Here is a 16,546-nt window from a genome sequence, read left to right as displayed (position 1 = left end):
AAGCAGTATATAAATTAGGGAGCAGAAGCAGGAAAGCGTGTCCAAGGAGAATTGCCATGTTCAGCAAATACTATTCACTGGAAGAAGCAAATACATTAATTCCATGGTTCCACGAAGAAATAATTTATCTGAAATATCTGCAGGACACTCTTCATCGTACATACAGAAAGAGACGGGCTGCAGCGGACGCCGGGGAAGAAGAAGTATTTTTGCTCGAGGCAGCCATTGATTTTTTAGAATGGCAGACACGGGATCTTATTAGACAGCTCGAGACGAAATACGTGTTTGTCCGCAGCGTTCAGAACGGGCAAATTGATCTTCCGGCAAAAGCGAACGGGCGTACAGTTATGCTCAGCTGGAAATTCGGGGAGTCCGCTATTTCCAGGTACAGGGAATTATTTGCGGTGTATACGAAAAGAAAAAGAATCGAAGCGACAGACGATGATGCAGATCCGGAGTGGAGAAAGTATCCGTTGGAATAAGAAAGGAACGAATGGCATGTGTTTAATTGCTTTGGCGCACCAGGCACACCCGTGGTTTCCGCTTGTCGTGGTTTCTAACCGGGATGAATTTTTAGAAAGGCCGACCAAACGTCTTCATATGTGGCAGGGGGAAGGCATTATTGCAGGCAAAGATTTAAAGCAGGGCGGAACATGGATGGGGGGCAGCCTTTCCGGACGGTTCGCAGCAGTAACAAATATCCGCAGACCTGGAATGGAAGCCGGGGAAAAATCACGGGGCCATCTGCCGCTGCGGTTCTTGCGGAATGAAACGAAACAGGCTCTTGAAGCGGTACAGAAGGACCGGAATGAATACAGAGGGTTCAACATGATCGCCGGCTCCGGGAAAGAAGTTTTTTATTTACATAACCACAAAGACGGCCCGCATGTGGAGCGTCTTACTCCCGGAGTGCACGCTCTCAGTAACGCCTCCCTGAACACTCCGTGGCCAAAGGTGGAAAAAGCGAAAAAACAAATAGAAACGCTGCTTGCTTCTTCAGAAAACACGCTCCACCCTGAAAGCTTTTTCACGGCGATGCGGAATGCAGAGCCTGCTGCCGACCAGGACCTGCCGGACACGGGAATAGACAAACAGCTTGAAAAGCAGCTGTCCTCAATGTTTATTGATCTGCCTGAATATAAAACGAGATGCCAGACACTGTTCACGGTGCGAAAAGACGGAAAAATTACGATGATCGAGCGGATGACAGACGCCCGTACTGGCACAGGCCGTTATGAATGGCATGTATAAATGTGAATATTTATTCCTTTATGCGTATGAATATAAAAATACGCTCAAAGAATGAAAACGTGTATATCCGTTTATAAGCGTTTACATGACTTGTGGAACTCAAATCTTAATTTGTCGAATGTTTAGAAAAATGATATAATATGCAAACCAATTTAAATTTGGACACCATGGAGAGAGGTGGAGAGGGGTATATGTTATTGCCTAGAAAACATTATAAAGAAGGCTTGTATGACTCCCAGTTTGAGAAGGATAACTGTGGGATCGGTTTTCTTGCGGATATTAAAGGGAAAAAATCACATGATATTGTTGAAAAAGGATTGCAAATTTTAAGAAACCTGGATCATCGCGGAGGCCAGGGAGATGAAGTGAATACAGGAGACGGGGCAGGAATGCTTCTGCAGATTCCGCACCGTTTCTTTAAAAATAAAGAAAACGAGCTCGGTTTTTCGCTGCCGAAAGAAGGCGATTACGGAGTGGGGATGCTGTTTCTGCCTATAGACCAGACCAGGCGTGCCCAGTGCGAACAGGCTATTGAAAAAATGGTGGAGGAAGAAGGCCTCCCCCTGCTTGGGTGGCGCGAAGTGCCTTCTGACGACTCCATGCTTGGAAATGCTGCACTCTCAGCAATGCCTGCCATCCGGCAGCTTTTTATTAAACGCCCGGAAAATGTAAAAACGAGAGAAGATTTTGAGCGAAAATTGTATATTGTCAGAAAACGGTCTGAGCATGAGCACGGAGTTAAGCTTCATGACCAGGACAGCTTTTATTTTGCAAGCCTGTCGTCCCGCACAATTGTTTATAAAGGGATGCTTACGACCGAGCAGCTCAATCAGTTTTACAAAGATTTGAATGACCGCCAGTTTGAAACGGCACTGGCGCTTGTGCATTCCCGCTTTTCCACGAACACATTTCCAAGCTGGGAGCGCGCGCACCCGAACCGTTATCTCATCCATAACGGAGAGATCAACACGATCAAAGGGAACGTTAACTGGATGCATGCGAGAGAGCCAAAGTTTGAATCAGAGCTCTTTGGCAGCGATATGGAGAAGGTGCATCCGGTGGTGGACGCCGAAGGCAGCGACTCTTCGATGTTTGACAACGCGTTTGAATTTTTGACGCTGTCGGGACATAAAATGCCTCATGCAGCGATGATGATGATTCCGGAACCGTGGCAAAATAACCCGTTAATGAATGAAAAGAGACGTGCATTTTACCAGTACCACAGTTGTTTAATGGAGCCGTGGGACGGGCCGACAGCCATAGCTTACACTGACGGCAGCCAGATCGGCGCCTGCCTTGACCGCAACGGGCTTCGTCCTGCCCGGTATTATGTCACTAAAGACGATCAGATTGTCATGTCTTCGGAAGTGGGCGTACTTGATATCGCTCCGGAAGACGTTCTGTACAAAGAGCGCCTGCATCCGGGTCATATGCTGCTTGTGGATCTTGAAGAAGGGCGCATTGTTCCTGACGGAGAGATTAAAGACAAAATTGCTGGTGAGCATCCATACCAGGAGTGGACTGATGAATACCTGACAGATTTAGAGGATGTGCTTGAAAGTCAGGACGTCTACAATACTAACTTTGAAAAATTAGAGCAGCGCCAGCTTGCTTTTGGCTATACGTATGAAGAATTGGAAAAAGTAGTTAAGCCGCTCGCAACCGGAGCGGGCGACCCGGTAAGTTCAATGGGGTACGACTCTCCGCTTGCAGTGCTTTCGAAAAAGCCGCAGCTTTTGTATAACTATTTCAAACAGCTGTTTGCCCAGGTGACAAATCCGCCAATAGATGCCATCCGTGAAGAAATAGTCACTGCTGTTGGTACGACTATCGGTAAACAGGGGAACCTGCTCGACCCGAAACCTTCGCATGCCCAGCAGCTGTATTTAAAAAAGCCAATAGTCAACAACGAGGATTTAGCCAAGCTGCGATCCAATAAACAGGAAGGGTTTGCTGCTTCTACGCTTTCTATCGTTTTTGAAGCTGCAAAAGGAGCTAATGAAATGGAAGACGCCCTCGAACGGTTATTTGAGCAGGCGGACCAATTCATCGATGACGGCTCGACCATTCTTATTTTAAGCGATCGCGATGTAGGCGAGACCTTTGCCCCAATACCAGCTCTGCTTGCCGTCAGCGGCCTGCATCACCACCTGATCCGCACGGGCCGCCGGACAGACGTCAGCCTGGTGCTTGAAAGTGCTGAACCACGGGAGGTGCATCATCTGGCAGTGCTGCTCGGATACGGGGCAGAAGTGATCAACCCTTATCTCGTCTTTGATTCGGTCGATGACATGATCAAAGAAGGATTAATGGAAGGCTCCTACGTGGAAGCGGTAAGCACGTATATTAAAGGGGCTACGAAAGGGATCATGAAGGTTCTTTCGAAAATAGGCATATCTACGGTACAGAGTTACCGGGGCGCCCAGGTTTTTGAAGCTGTCGGCATTAATGACGAAGTGATCAATCGCTATTTCACATGGACATCCTCGAGAATCGGTGGTGTAAGCACAGAAATTATTGCTGAAGACGTCCTCGAGCGCCACTTCCGGGCTTACAATGACCGGGAAGGCCTGGACACAACGCTTGACCCGGGAGATGATCTGCAGTGGAGGCGAAATGGCGAACCTCACCAGTATAATCCGCATACCATCCATATGCTTCAGCACGCCGCAAAAACAAATGATTTTACCCTGTTTAAAAAATATTCAGATGCTATTGATAAACAGGAACAGGAGCAGACGACTCTTCGCGGGATGCTCGAATTTAACAAAGGCGTACGTGAACCTGTCAGTATCGATGAAGTGGAACCGGTGGAAAACATTTTTAAACGCTTTAAAACCGGAGCAATGTCGTTTGGCTCTATCTCCGAGGAAGCCCACGAAGCACTCGCAATTGCGATGAACCGTATTGGCGGGAAATCAAATACGGGTGAAGGCGGGGAAAATCCAGAGCGGTTTACGCCGGATGAAAACGGAGACCTGCGCCGGAGTGCAATCAAACAGGTAGCTTCGGGACGTTTTGGTGTTACAAGCCACTATCTGGTGAACGCCGATGAGATACAAATCAAAATTGCTCAGGGGGCAAAGCCAGGCGAAGGCGGACAGCTTCCCGGCAAAAAAGTGTACCCATGGATTGCGGAAGTGCGTGGTACGACAGCAGGTGTCGGCTTGATTTCTCCACCGCCGCACCATGACATTTATTCGATTGAGGATTTAGCGGAGCTGATCCATGATTTGAAAAATGCCAACCCGAATGCCCGTGTCAGCGTAAAGCTTGTTTCAGGGACCGGGGTCGGCACCATTGCTGCCGGAGTCGCAAAAGGACGCGCAGACCACGTAGTCATCAGCGGTTACGATGGCGGCACAGGGGCAGCAGCCCGGACAAGCATTAAGCATGCCGGCCTTCCCTGGGAGATTGGCCTGGCGGAAACACACCAGACGCTTGTAATGAATAACCTGCGGAATCGGATCTCAGTGGAAACGGATGGCAAGCTGATGACAGGCCGGGACGTAGCGGTGGCCGCACTTCTCGGCGCAGAAGAATATGCATTTTCTACGGCACCGCTCGTAGTGCTCGGCTGTGTCATTATGCGTGTTTGCCACCTCGATACGTGTCCGGTAGGTGTGGCGACACAAAATCCTGAACTGCGGAAAAAATTCATGGGTAAGCCCGACAATGTCGTAAACTTTATGACTTTTGTGGCTGAAGAGTTGCGTGAAATTATGGCAGAGCTCGGTTTCCGCAGTGTCGACGATATGGTCGGACATACCGAGGTGCTGAAGCAGGTAGAATCAGTCAATAATAAAAAAGCACAGACCGTGAATCTGTCTAACCTGCTTCACCGGCCGAAAGCGAAAAATCAATCGAAGCACGTGGCTCACATTAAACAGGACCATGAGTTGAATATATCTCTTGATGAAACGACGCTAAAGCACGCGGCCAAGGACGCTCTTGAATCCCGGACACCGGTATTTGGAGAATTCGATATTCAAAACACGAACCGGGTGGCCGGAACGATGCTCGGAAGCGAAATTACCCAGAAATACGGATTCGAAGGCCTGCCGGAGGACACCATCAGATTTACCTTCTACGGTTCCGCGGGACAGAGCTTCGGGGCGTTTATCCCTAAGGGCATGACGCTAAGCCTGATTGGTGATGCCAATGACTATATCGGCAAAGGACTCTCAGGCGGGAAATTGATCGTTACGCCGCCGGATACGTCTACGTTTGAGCCGGAGGATAACATTATCATCGGAAACACCACGTTTTACGGAGCTACTTCTGGAGAGGCTTATGTCCGTGGGGTAGCCGGAGAACGGTTTTGTGTCAGAAATAGCGGAGCGAAAGTCGTAGTTGAAGGCGTCGGGGATCACGGCTGTGAGTATATGACCGGAGGCGTGGTCGTCAATCTCGGCGTTACCGGAAAGAACTTCGCAGCAGGGATGTCTGGTGGCGTAGCGTACGTGTACGACCCCGACCGTACACTGGAAAGCAAATACAACAGCGAAATGGTAGGCCTGGAGCCGCTCGAATCCGCACAGGACGAGCAGGAAGTCCGTCAGATGATTGAAATGCACGGAAAACAGACAGGCAGTGAAGTGGCAGAACGCATTCTCGCTGCCTGGGAAACCGAACAAAAGCATTTTGTGAAAGTCATTCCATACGACTACCAGGCGATGCTGCAGTCGATTCAGGAAAGAGTAGACAACGGTTTAAGCGAAGCGGACGCTGTACTTGAAGCCTTCCAGGAGGCAACAACTGAGGGAGATAAAGATAAAGAGAAAGTCACTGGAAATTAATAGGGGGGAGGGCTTTTAGAGCCTTCCTGACTTTTCAAATAAAGGCGTTGTGCGAACAGCGTGCAACGATTTTAAAAGTGGGAGTGAAGGAAATGGGGAAGCCAACAGGTTTTCTAGAATATAAAAGAGAAGCTCCAAGCAAGCTGGATCCGCTCGAACGGGTGAAAAATTGGCAGGAGTTTCAAATCATGATGCCGGAAGACAAACTCCAGGAACAGGGCGCCCGCTGTATGGACTGTGCAATTCCTTTCTGCCAGGCCGGCACTTCCATGGTGGGTTCCGATGAAATTGGCTGTCCGGTGTACAATTTAATTCCAGAATGGAATGACCTTGTCTACCGCGGGAAATGGCAGGAAGCATTAACACGCCTGCATAAAACGAACAACTTCCCGGAATTCACCGGAAGGGTGTGCCCGGCTCCGTGCGAAGGATCCTGCACGGTAGCTATCAACGATGACCCTGTAACCATTAAATCAATTGAGTATCATATCGTTGAAAAAGGGTTTAAGGAAGGCTGGATTACAGCTGAGCCTCCAAAAACGAGAACAGGCAAAAAAGTGGCAGTGATTGGTTCCGGGCCGGCTGGACTTGCAGCAGCACAACAGCTGAACCGTGCCGGTCATACGGTTACAGTTTTCGAAAAGGACGATCGCATTGGTGGACTGCTTGCCTACGGTATCCCGGAAGTAAAACTGGAAAATGAAACAATTACCAGGCGAACAGACATTATGGAAGAAGAAGGCATCGAATTTCGGACAAGCGTCGATGTCGGAAAAGATATTACATCCGAGCAGCTTGACGAAGAATACGATTCGGTTATTCTCTGTACCGGAGCCCAGAAGCACCGTGATGTGCCAGCAGAAGGACGCGGGTTAAAAGGAATCCACTACGCGATGGACTTTCTTCGCGGAAACACAAAATCCCTGCTGGATTCGAATCTCGCAGACGGACGCTATATCAGCGCAAAAGACAAGCATGTAATCGTCATTGGCGGCGGGGACACCGGTGTGGACTGTATTACGACTTCCCTCCGTCACAACTGCGCCTCCCTGGCACAATTTGATATTAATAAAGAAAAAGACAACGACCGTCCAGAAGATAACCCGTGGCCGCTGTATCCACTTGTTTATAAACAGGAGGACGGTCACAAAGAAGCGGCCGCTCTTCAAGGTGATGACCCGCGTGCATACAAAGTTATGACTAAGAAATTTGTTGGAAATGAAAAAGGCCAGGTAAAAGAAATCCATACGGTAGAAGTGGAAACTGTCTTTGAAGATGGCCAAAAGGTCCGCCATGAAGTGCCTGGGACTGAGCGTGTCTGGAAAGCAGACCTTGTATTGCTAGCTGTTGGCTTTACCGGCCCGGAACAGGAGCTTCTTGAGCAGATGGAAATCGAGCGTACTGAAAGAAGCACAGTGAATGCCGAGTACGGAAGTTATGTGACTAACAATGAAAAAATATTCGCAGCAGGCGACAACCGTCGTGGCCAAAGCCTTGTAGTCTGGGCTATCCACGAAGGACGCGAAGCAGCCCGCGAGTGCGATCGATTTTTGATGGGAATGACCAATTTGCAGTAGTAGAAAAAAGCCCGGTAACTCCGGGCTTTTTTAAGAAAAAATATTTAAATTTCACGTACTGTAATGAATTTTTATAAATAATCTGATACAATAGATTAAAACTTTGTTGGAGTAGGGTTTATAGTGAAAAAAGTTGCGAAAGGGATTTTAACAGCACTAATTGTTTATGCAGTCATCATCGTACTAATTTTGGCAACGGCGTTATTGTTTGTAATGGTTTCGTTTTCCGGGGAAATGGCCCAGGTGCTTTTCGGATGGAGCGAATATAATGAATGGACAAACACGCATCTTGTGCCGTGGGCAGAGATGTTGTGGGAATGGTTTGTTGCGATAACGCCGGGAGGCTGACAGGAAAGGTGGAAAAAAGATGGAACAGTATCGATTTCCTTACAAATCAGGAATTTATGTTGGAATCCCTGTGAAAGAAAATCCAGAACAGTGGCTGATGGAAGTACAGATGGTACTAGAGCATCCTAAGCAGGGAGATCTGCACCAGCCAAAAAAAACAAATGTGCCAATTTTTCATGAACGCCGGGCGCTTGCGGAAAAGGAAAAAATCTGGGTACAGAAAAAAGCCGTGAAGCCAATTGACACAGTGCCTGACATGACTTATAAAGAATCTCTCCGGCAGGCATTTAATGCTTACGAGCAGGAACTTGAAAGTAAAGAAGATGAATTTTCCCAAAAATCGTTGAAAACGCTTCGTGACGTAAAAACGGATTACGAGCGGCAAAAATTATTATAACTCTGCCCGCGGGCAGAGTTATTTTCGTGTTTTGTTCTTTTATGCGTGAGACGTACGCTCATCGGTAACAAACAGTGCTCCGGCCGTATGAAGCCGGATGGAAAGCTCGATTAAAAACAAATCGTCGGAATTATTTAAATCACAGCTTGTAAGCGACTCAATTTTTTTTAGGCGGTATAAAAGGGACTGGCGGTGCAGGTTTAACTCCCGCGAGGTCTGGCTGACGTTCCCTTTGCATTCGTTATAGGTGCGGACCGTTTTCATTAAATCAATGCCCCGTTCAACGGAATAATGATGAAGGGGGGCAACTGTAGCTTCAGCAATCTGGCGGATTTCTTCATTTTTGGCAAGAGACATCAGAGCCCGGTCGAAACGCGTGTCTTCGTACGTATGAATGTAGCCGAAGCCCCGCTGTCTGCGGCCGGCATCAAGCGCAGAGGAAGCTTCCGAAAAGCTGGCCACAAATTCCCACGGGGCGGCTGTTTTGCTGACACCCCAGGAGATGACAAGGTGAGGGATTTTCTGCTCGAGACGGTACTGCACCGTTTCAGCGAAATAATAAACGGTATCATACATCATGGTCGGATGCATTTCCAAATAGACAATGAGTTCGGATTTTTGAAAAGTGCTCATCACCCGGGCTTTTAAATAACGACTTGCATGGGAGACTTCTTCTTCAAACGTATAGCCGATCTGTTCGAGCCAGTGGTCATACGACAGCGGTGGGGATTCTGCGTGGAAAACCCGTTCAACATTTTCGGGCTTTGCCACAAAGCAGATGTAAGGAAGCTCTAAGTTATAGCCTAATGATTTTCCACGGGATAACGCCTGGTCCCGGGATTCGTAATTGTCTTTGGCCAGGCTCCAGACAAAATCATCCTTCAAGCGCATCTCGGTTTCAAGCGCTGTCTGGTCATGCAGAAAGCAGAGAGCAGAAGTAGTGACCGAGTGCTCAAGAAGAAGCAGGGTGTATTCTTCAAACACGTCATGCTTTTCTTTATTGCTGGGCCATTGAAGAATCATATAGCCCTGGATATCCTGGGTCGTCTGCACAGTTAAACGCAGCAGAGTGCCGGCATCAGTGTCCATCCATTCCATATTTGCCGGCAGGGTCTTTTCCGGATCCGGCTGCTGAAAAGGAGGAAAAAGCGGGTTGCCCCCCTGGCTTAAATACTTGTTCCACCACTCAGCTGCCCCGGCTGACTGGTCCGTCTGGGCTTTCAGGCGGCCGCGTTTATCCACTACGAGCATTGGGATCTGCAGCTGTTCGTATACGTAAGAAGCAATCGCTTCCATACCTTTGCCCTCGAGAATAATTTCGAGAAGGTCTGTGCGGATTTTATTTGACACATCAATGGAACGCAGAGAGCTTTTATGAAGAGCTCCAGAAATCGCTTCTGTAATGTCCGAAAAGCGAACTTCCCACGGAACTTCCACAAGCGGAAACGCTTTTGTTTCACAAAAATCAATTACGACATCAGGAATAGACGAAATATAGTGACCGACCGACAAAATTAAGCCGCTCGCTCCCGCTTCCATCAGTTCTTCAATAAATTCCAGCAGCTCCCGGTCATTTTGACAGCCGATCCCCGAGCTTAAAATTAATTCCCGCGGCCGGACAAAATCTTCTACAGGTGTTTCTATGACCGATGCCCAGTAGACTGTAATTGAGCTTGAATCGGCATTCGACGTCAATGGAAGGGCCGTGTTCATAATCGGAAGCTGTAATATTTGTTGCATGGAAATCATCGCGAGACACCCCTTTACAGTACCAAAAACGTAAATTTTTCTTCTAGTTTTATTCTACCATATTTGCATGGAAGATAATGTGTCATGCACATTGTGCAAAAAAAAGTGCGAAACTTCATACAATTGTGTGAATGGAATTTAACCAAATAATCTATACACTAAAAATAGAGAAAAAATAGTAACAGGGAAGGTTGTGTTCAATCATGGCAAACACACACATTAATCGTTCAACGAAAGCAGTATGGGCAGGAGAAAAAGAATACCGCGCTTTTGGAGCTACCCAGGTTCCGGTAGTCCACAGTGTTGCCTATACTTACGATGATTTAGACCATTGGTATGATGTGGCAACAGGAAAAAAAGAAGGGCATATCTATGGCCGGAACACCAATCCAACCCTGCAGTCGTTCGAAGATAAAATCCGTATTTTGGAAGACGCTGAAGCGGCTACAAGTTTTTCAACCGGCATGGCGGCAATCAGCAACTCCCTGGCTACGTTCCTTCGCCCTGGCGACCGGGTAGTATCGATGAAAGATACGTACGGAGGCACCAATAAAATCTTTACTGAGTTTCTTCCGCATATGGACATCGAGGTTGCACTCTGTGAAACAGGCAACCACGAAGAAATTGAAGCAGAAGTGCGGAAAGGCTGCGACGTTTTGTATTTAGAAACGCCAACAAACCCTACAGTGAAAATTACTGACATTGAGCGAATGACCAAGGTAGCAAAAGAAGTAGGCGCACTTGTGTTTGTTGACAATACGTTCGCAACCCCTATCAACCAGAACCCGCTCGAATTTGGTGTGGATCTTGTTATTCACAGTGCGACGAAGTTTCTAGGAGGACACGCAGACGCCCTCGGTGGAGCAGTATGCGGACGGAAAGACCTGGTAGAAAAAATCTTTCATTACCGCGAAATTAACGGAGCTACAATGGATCCAATGGCTGCCTACCTGATGATTCGGGGCATGAAAACATTACATCTCCGGGTGCGCCAGCAGTGTGAATCCGCGATGAAAATCGCTGAACATCTGCAAAATCATGAGCAGGTCGACCAGGTTTTCTACCCAGGGCTTAAAACTCATCCGGGTCATGATATTGCGGCGAAACAGATGAACCAGTTTGGCGGCATGTTCAGCTTCTCGCTAAAAGGTGGAATGGATGCTGTACGCCAGTTTCTGCCAAAGCTTGAGTACGCCAACCGGGCGGCAAACCTCGGGTCGGTGGAAACAACGGTTGGTCCGGCAAGAACGACGAGCCACGTAGAAAATACGCCGGAAGAGCGGGCAGCGCTCGGTATCCCCGAAAGCCTTGTGCGCTACTCGGTCGGCATTGAAGATGCAGATGACCTCATTAACGATCTGGAACAGGCGCTGGCTTCGCTGCCAAAAGCTGAAAGCGTGCAAAACTAAAGGACGGTTTGAGCGATGACGATAATGACAAAAACGATTAAGGAAGAAGCAGAAGCGATCAAAGAGCAGCTGGTGGAATGGAGACGCAGCCTGCATCGCCATCCGGAACTGAGCTTTGAGGAGTATGAGACAGCAGCATTTATTAAACAGACGCTTGCAAGACTCCCCAATTTAACAGTATATAGCGGAAGAGAAGAGACAGGTCTCGACACGGCCGTGATCGCAGAGCTCGGGGCCGGTGACGGCCCTCTCGTCATTCTGCGTGCTGATATTGATGCCCTTCCGATTCAGGAAGAAAACGACTGTGATTACACTTCTACGTGTGCAGGGAAAATGCATGCGTGCGGGCATGATGCTCATACGGCCATGCTGCTCGGTGCCTGCTTTATGCTACACAAGCAGCAGGAGCATTTAAAAGGAACAATCCGGTTTATTTTTCAGCCGGCTGAAGAAGATACGGATGAATACGGAAGCACCGGCAGTCCTTATTTAATCAGCCGTGGATGGCTCGAAGGAGCCGAAGCAGCCTTTGCGCTGCACATGGACCCTGAGTTCACGCCGGGTCATGTAAGGCTGCAGGAAGGTCCGAGCATGGCAGGCATTGATACGTTTGAAGGGATCATCCGCGCAAGCGGCGGCCACGGGGCGTATCCGCATCTTGCGACTGACCCAGTATGGATCAGCACGTTTGTGATGCAGGCGATGCAGGGAATCGTGTCACGGCGGACATCTCCGCTTGAACCAGCGGTTGTAAGTATCGGTGAATTAAAGGCCGGAGCGTCGACCAACGTCATACCGGACGAAGTCCGTATCCGGGGCACAATGCGCAGCTATTCAGATGCTACCCGTAAGCGGCTTCGCGAGGAGCTTCAGCAGGCCTTTCGCATAGCGGAATCAATGAACGCCTCCCAGGAGGTAACGATTGCTGAAGGCGAGCCGGCACTCGTTAACAGTCCCGAAGCGGTAAAGGTTTACCGGGCGGTGCTTGAAGAACTGTACCCGGAAACAATGATCCACGAAGAATCCTACGGCATGGGCGGAGAAGATTTCAGTTACATGGCCCGCCAGGTGCCGTCCTGCATGATGTTTCTCGGCGCAGGTTATCCTGATCGTGCAGACAGTGGGCTGCACATGCCCCAGTTTGATATTGAAGAAACCATTTTACCAATTGGCGCTTCCTTGCTTGCAGGAGCAGCTGTACACTATATGACAAAGCACAAGACAGATTAGACTGGGAGGAAAAAATATGCCGCATAAATTAGATTTTATCGGGTTTGGCGGAGTGGGCCGCGGCCTTGCAGAAATACTGCTCGAACGGGGGAGCTGGCTGAAAGAAACCTTTGGTTCCGACTTTTTAGTAGTTTCCGTGTCCGATTTGTATAAAGGCTCCCTTCACCACCCGGAGGGCCTTGACATGCAGAAGGTTCTTGATTGTCTGAAAAGAGATGGAACAGTCGAAAACTACCCTGATACCGAAGGGCTCGTGCGCGGCTGGGACAGTATCGAAACAATCACCCAGTCAAACGCAGATACCGTGATTGAAATCACGTTTACCAATGTGGACACAGGCCAGCCTGCGATTGATCACTGCAAAACAGCCTTTAAGGCTGGAAAAAATGCTGTGCTTACGAATAAAGGGCCAGTGGCGCTTGCCTATAAAGAACTTCAGGCACTTGCCCAGGATAATGGCGTACGGTTTTTATTCGAAGGGACGGTCATGAGCGGCACCCCGGCGCTTCGAATGCCGCTGACAAGCCTTTCCGGGAACCGGATTACCTCAATTAAAGGTATAATGAACGGAACAACAAACTACATGCTCACCCAGATGGAGCAGGGGATGGAGTACGGCGAAGCTTTAAAAGAAGCTCAGTCCCGTGGATATGCAGAAGCGGATCCTACCAGCGATGTCGAAGGCTATGACGTACTGTATAAAGTAGTTATTCTCGCCAATGTTGTGATGGGAGCGGATTTGAAAAAAGACGATGTGGAACGCCAAGGAATTACGGCTCTTTCTGCAGAAGATATGCAGAAGGCAAGAAATGAAAACAAGCACTGGAAGCTGATCGGGCGTGTTGAAAACAATGGAGGCACAATCAAAGGATCGGTAAAACCAGAGCTGCTCTCCGAAGACGACGCCCTCGCCAATGTAGGAGGTGCAGTAAACGCTGTCACTTATGAATGCGACCTGAGCGGTCCAATTACGCTGATGGGGGCTGGAGCCGGCGTGCCGGAGACAGGATTTGCATTGTTGATCGACCTGATTAACATGGATCGAAATACTATATAAAGGCGGGATAACATGACCACAAAAATCACAGAGCAAAAAATGCTTCTCGGCGGAGAATGGGTCGGCCGTGAGCAGACGCTGGACGTTGTCAATCCCGAAGACCAATCTGTGATCAGCACAGTGCCGATGGCAAGCAGCGACGATGCACGCGAAGCTGTGCGGATTGCTGTTGAAGGTAAAGAGATTGCCGAAGCTTTGAGTGTACGGGAACGTATGGATATATTAAACAAAGTGGCGGATTACGTGCTCGACCATGCAGAGGAGTTTGCGGAAATAATTGCTCTTGAAGGGAGCAAAACGATAGCAGAAGCTTCCGGTGAAGCAAGGAGAACTGCCGAAACTATTCGTCTCGGGGCGGAAGAAGCCCGCCGTCTTTCCGGGGAATCGATTAATTTTGACCAGATGGAAGGCAATACGCACCGGATGGGCTACTATTATCATTTTCCAGTGGGAGTTGTGGCAGCTATTACACCGTTTAACGATCCGTTGAACCTAGTGGCCCATAAAGTAGCGCCGGCCATCGCTGCTGGAAATGCGCTTATCGTGAAACCGGCGACAGAAACGCCGCTCAGTGCCCTGAAGCTGGCCGAAGCATTTATCGCTGCCGGGCTGCCGAAAAAAGTAATGACGGTGATTACCGGAAGAGGCCGTGACATTGGCGACATTCTGGTGGAGTCAGAAGATGTACAGATGATCAGCTTTACTGGTGGGTACGAAACAGGCAAAAGTATCGCCCACAAAGCAGGTCTGAAAAAGCTGTCCATGGAGCTCGGATCAAATTCCCCATATATTGTCTGGAAGGACGCGGACATTGAAAAAGCAGCCCAGTCAGGCGTAGACGGAGCATTTGGGGCTGCTGGCCAAAACTGCCTGAGTGTGCAGCGGGTATACGCTCATGAAGATATTTACGACGCTTTTGAGACTTCATTTGTGGAAAAGGCCAGACAGGTACGTGCCGGAAGGAAAATGGATAAGGATTCCGATATTGGACCGGTCATCAATGAAAAAGAGGCTAAGCGAATTGAAAGCTGGATAAAAGAAGCAGTGGAGGCCGGAGCCAAAGTACTCGCCGGCGGAAACCGGCACGGTGCCTTTATCGAACCGACCGTCCTGTCGAATGTTCCGGAGGATTTGGCGATAGTAAAAGAAGAAGTGTTCGGGCCGGTCGTCATACTTGCTTCTGTTGCCACGTTTGATGAAGCAATCACCCGCTCAAACGCCGTGCCTTTCGGTCTGCAGGCCGGCATTTATACGAAAGATGTTAATATTGCGCTGAAGGCTGTACGTAAACTCCATGTCGGCGGCGTCATGGTAAATGACAGCAGCGATTTCCGCATTGATGCCATGCCGTTTGGCGGCGTCAAACATTCCGGGATCGGCCGGGAAGGCGTGGCTTTTGCAATCGAGGAAATGTCGGAAAAACGGCTCGTATGCTTTGCCATCGATGAATAAATAAATGTAGACGGGATAAAAGGGGGGATCAGCTCATGTTGTTTGAAAAAGATGAGTACCTGATGAGAATGAACCAGACAAAAATGAAAATGATGGAATACGGGATTGAAGTACTATTGGTCTCTAATCCGTCCAATATGTATTATTTAACGGGATACAATGCTTGGTCGTTTTATGTGCATCAGATGGTGATTGTAATGATTGATGAAGATCAGCCGCTATGGATCGGCAGGGAAATGGATGCCCATAGTGCAGTAGTCACCACCTGGCTCGATGACGATCATATCATCCCGTACCCTGATGAATTTGTACAGTCGACAATCAAGCACCCAATGGATTTCGCGGCGAATATTTTGACAGAAATTGGACAGGGCAACCGGAAAATTGGCCTGGAGATGGATGCATTCTACTTCACCGCGATGTGCTACGAGCGAATTCAGGCTGGTCTCCCAAATGCAGAATTCCGTAATTTCAGCACGCTCGTCAACTGGGTCCGGCTCGTGAAGTCAGACGCGGAAATCGAATGCATGTACCGCGCCGGCCGAATACTTGAAAATGCCATGCAGGCAGGGTTTGATACAGTGGATGTCGGCGTTCGGGAAAATGAAGTGGCCGCGGCCATTACTAACGCTCAAATTCTTGGTACGAAGGAATTCGGCGGTGACTATACGTCCATTGTGCCGATGATTCCTGCCAATGAAAACACAGCAACGCCTCATTTGACATGGACAGACCGGAAATATAACTATGGGGATTTTTTGACAGTTGAAATCGCCGGAGCCTATATGCGCTACCATACTCCGATGGCACGGACGATGGCGATCGGACAGGCTCCGGAGAAAATGTACGACCTGTCGGAAACAGTGGTTGAAGGGATCGAAACAACGATGGACGCAATTAAGCCTGGAATGACGGCGGAAGAAGTGGAAAATGTCTGGAGCCGGACCATTGCAAGACGTGGATATTTTAAAGAATCCCGTCTCGGTTATTCCATCGGACTCAGCTATCCCCCGGACTGGGGCGAGCATACCGTCAGCTTCCGGAAAGGCGACCACACTATTTTGCAGCCGAACATGACATTTCATCTCATGCCCGGCATATGGCTGGATGACCACGGCGTGGAAATTACGGAATCAATCCGTATTACGGAAAACGGGTGTGAATTACTAAGCCACGTGCCGAGGGAGATGTATATTAAAGAACCCGGAGTGCTTGGTGATGGTTTTGCGGAAAGCAGGATGAATGCCAATTACAGATAGTATACAGGAAGCGGGCTC

Annotated in this window: 12 protein-coding genes; 11 read left to right on the top strand and 1 reads right to left on the bottom strand. The window is 48.8% G+C overall.

Features of this window, described 5'->3' with window-relative positions:
- Positions 1-56: 56 nt before the first annotated feature.
- The 6 genes from B5066_RS14110 to kapB all read left to right on the top strand — a co-directional run bounded on the left by B5066_RS14110 (position 57) and on the right by kapB (position 8,372).
- Entirely contained in the window at positions 57-482 is a 426-nt protein-coding gene (locus B5066_RS14110) for a DUF2203 family protein (RefSeq protein WP_079476538.1), read from the top strand.
- Positions 442-1,251 (top strand): NRDE family protein, encoded by an 810-nt coding sequence (locus tag B5066_RS14105; protein WP_079476537.1) that lies wholly within the window; start codon positions 442-444, stop codon positions 1,249-1,251. Before B5066_RS14110 ends, B5066_RS14105 begins: the two co-directional genes overlap by 41 nt.
- A gap of 191 nt (positions 1,252-1,442) precedes the next feature.
- Positions 1,443-6,050 (top strand): glutamate synthase large subunit, encoded by a 4,608-nt coding sequence (gene gltB / locus B5066_RS14100; RefSeq protein ID WP_079476536.1) that lies wholly within the window; start codon positions 1,443-1,445, stop codon positions 6,048-6,050.
- Positions 6,051-6,142: 92 nt separating this feature from the next.
- The gene (locus B5066_RS14095) at positions 6,143-7,627 is read left to right on the top strand and encodes a glutamate synthase subunit beta (RefSeq protein WP_079476535.1); all 1,485 of its coding nucleotides are present in this window, start codon (positions 6,143-6,145) and stop codon (positions 7,625-7,627) included.
- Positions 7,628-7,750: 123 nt separating this feature from the next.
- Positions 7,751-7,975: a hypothetical protein gene (locus B5066_RS14090; protein WP_079476534.1), complete on the top strand. Its 225-nt coding sequence runs from the start codon at positions 7,751-7,753 to the stop codon at positions 7,973-7,975.
- 19 nt (positions 7,976-7,994) lie between these two features.
- Positions 7,995-8,372 carry a sporulation phosphorelay system protein KapB gene (gene kapB / locus B5066_RS14085; RefSeq protein ID WP_079476533.1) on the top strand — a complete coding sequence of 126 codons (378 nt, stop codon included), beginning with the start codon at positions 7,995-7,997 and terminating at the stop codon, positions 8,370-8,372.
- Positions 8,373-8,411: 39 nt separating this feature from the next.
- Here the strand turns inward: kapB and B5066_RS14080 are convergent, their stop codons facing one another.
- Positions 8,412-10,121 carry a PucR family transcriptional regulator gene (locus B5066_RS14080; protein ID WP_079476532.1) on the bottom strand — a complete coding sequence of 570 codons (1,710 nt, stop codon included), beginning with the start codon at positions 10,119-10,121 and terminating at the stop codon, positions 8,412-8,414.
- A gap of 203 nt (positions 10,122-10,324) precedes the next feature.
- Between B5066_RS14080 and B5066_RS14075 the strand changes: the two genes are divergently transcribed.
- The 5 genes from B5066_RS14075 to B5066_RS14055 are packed head-to-tail and all read left to right on the top strand — an operon-like array spanning position 10,325 to position 16,528.
- The gene (locus tag B5066_RS14075; protein WP_079476531.1) at positions 10,325-11,530 is read left to right on the top strand and encodes a cystathionine gamma-synthase family protein; all 1,206 of its coding nucleotides are present in this window, start codon (positions 10,325-10,327) and stop codon (positions 11,528-11,530) included.
- Positions 11,531-11,545: 15 nt separating this feature from the next.
- Positions 11,546-12,760: a M20 metallopeptidase family protein gene (locus B5066_RS14070; protein ID WP_079476530.1), complete on the top strand. Its 1,215-nt coding sequence runs from the start codon at positions 11,546-11,548 to the stop codon at positions 12,758-12,760.
- A gap of 16 nt (positions 12,761-12,776) precedes the next feature.
- Entirely contained in the window at positions 12,777-13,817 is a 1,041-nt protein-coding gene (locus B5066_RS14065; protein ID WP_079476529.1) for a homoserine dehydrogenase, read from the top strand.
- Between the two features lie 12 nt (positions 13,818-13,829).
- Positions 13,830-15,269, top strand: a complete 1,440-nt coding sequence (locus B5066_RS14060; protein ID WP_079476528.1) for an aldehyde dehydrogenase family protein — start codon at positions 13,830-13,832, stop codon at positions 15,267-15,269.
- 35 nt (positions 15,270-15,304) lie between these two features.
- The gene (locus B5066_RS14055) at positions 15,305-16,528 is read left to right on the top strand and encodes a M24 family metallopeptidase (RefSeq protein ID WP_079476527.1); all 1,224 of its coding nucleotides are present in this window, start codon (positions 15,305-15,307) and stop codon (positions 16,526-16,528) included.
- Positions 16,529-16,546 lie beyond the last annotated feature (18 nt).

Source organism: Marinococcus halophilus, assembly GCF_900166605.1.
In the GTDB taxonomy this organism is placed as follows: domain Bacteria; phylum Bacillota; class Bacilli; order Bacillales; family Marinococcaceae; genus Marinococcus; species Marinococcus halophilus.
The sequence above is the reverse complement of the archived record's forward strand: the minus strand, read 5'-3'. Positions and strand labels throughout refer to the sequence as shown.

Bases quoted from the DNA above. Each gene is read 5' to 3' on its own strand.
- B5066_RS14110 (WP_079476538.1), top strand. From the start codon at position 57: ATGTTCAGCAAATACTATTCACTGGAAGAAGCAAATACATTAATTCCA.
- B5066_RS14105 (WP_079476537.1), top strand. From the start codon at position 442: ATGATGCAGATCCGGAGTGGAGAAAGTATCCGTTGGAATAAGAAAGGA.
- gltB (WP_079476536.1), top strand. From the start codon at position 1,443: ATGTTATTGCCTAGAAAACATTATAAAGAAGGCTTGTATGACTCCCAG.
- B5066_RS14095 (WP_079476535.1), top strand. From the start codon at position 6,143: ATGGGGAAGCCAACAGGTTTTCTAGAATATAAAAGAGAAGCTCCAAGC.
- kapB (WP_079476533.1), top strand. From the start codon at position 7,995: ATGGAACAGTATCGATTTCCTTACAAATCAGGAATTTATGTTGGAATC.
- B5066_RS14080 (WP_079476532.1), bottom strand. From the start codon at position 10,121: ATGATTTCCATGCAACAAATATTACAGCTTCCGATTATGAACACGGCC.
- B5066_RS14075 (WP_079476531.1), top strand. From the start codon at position 10,325: ATGGCAAACACACACATTAATCGTTCAACGAAAGCAGTATGGGCAGGA.
- B5066_RS14070 (WP_079476530.1), top strand. From the start codon at position 11,546: ATGACGATAATGACAAAAACGATTAAGGAAGAAGCAGAAGCGATCAAA.
- B5066_RS14065 (WP_079476529.1), top strand. From the start codon at position 12,777: ATGCCGCATAAATTAGATTTTATCGGGTTTGGCGGAGTGGGCCGCGGC.
- B5066_RS14060 (WP_079476528.1), top strand. From the start codon at position 13,830: ATGACCACAAAAATCACAGAGCAAAAAATGCTTCTCGGCGGAGAATGG.
- B5066_RS14055 (WP_079476527.1), top strand. From the start codon at position 15,305: ATGTTGTTTGAAAAAGATGAGTACCTGATGAGAATGAACCAGACAAAA.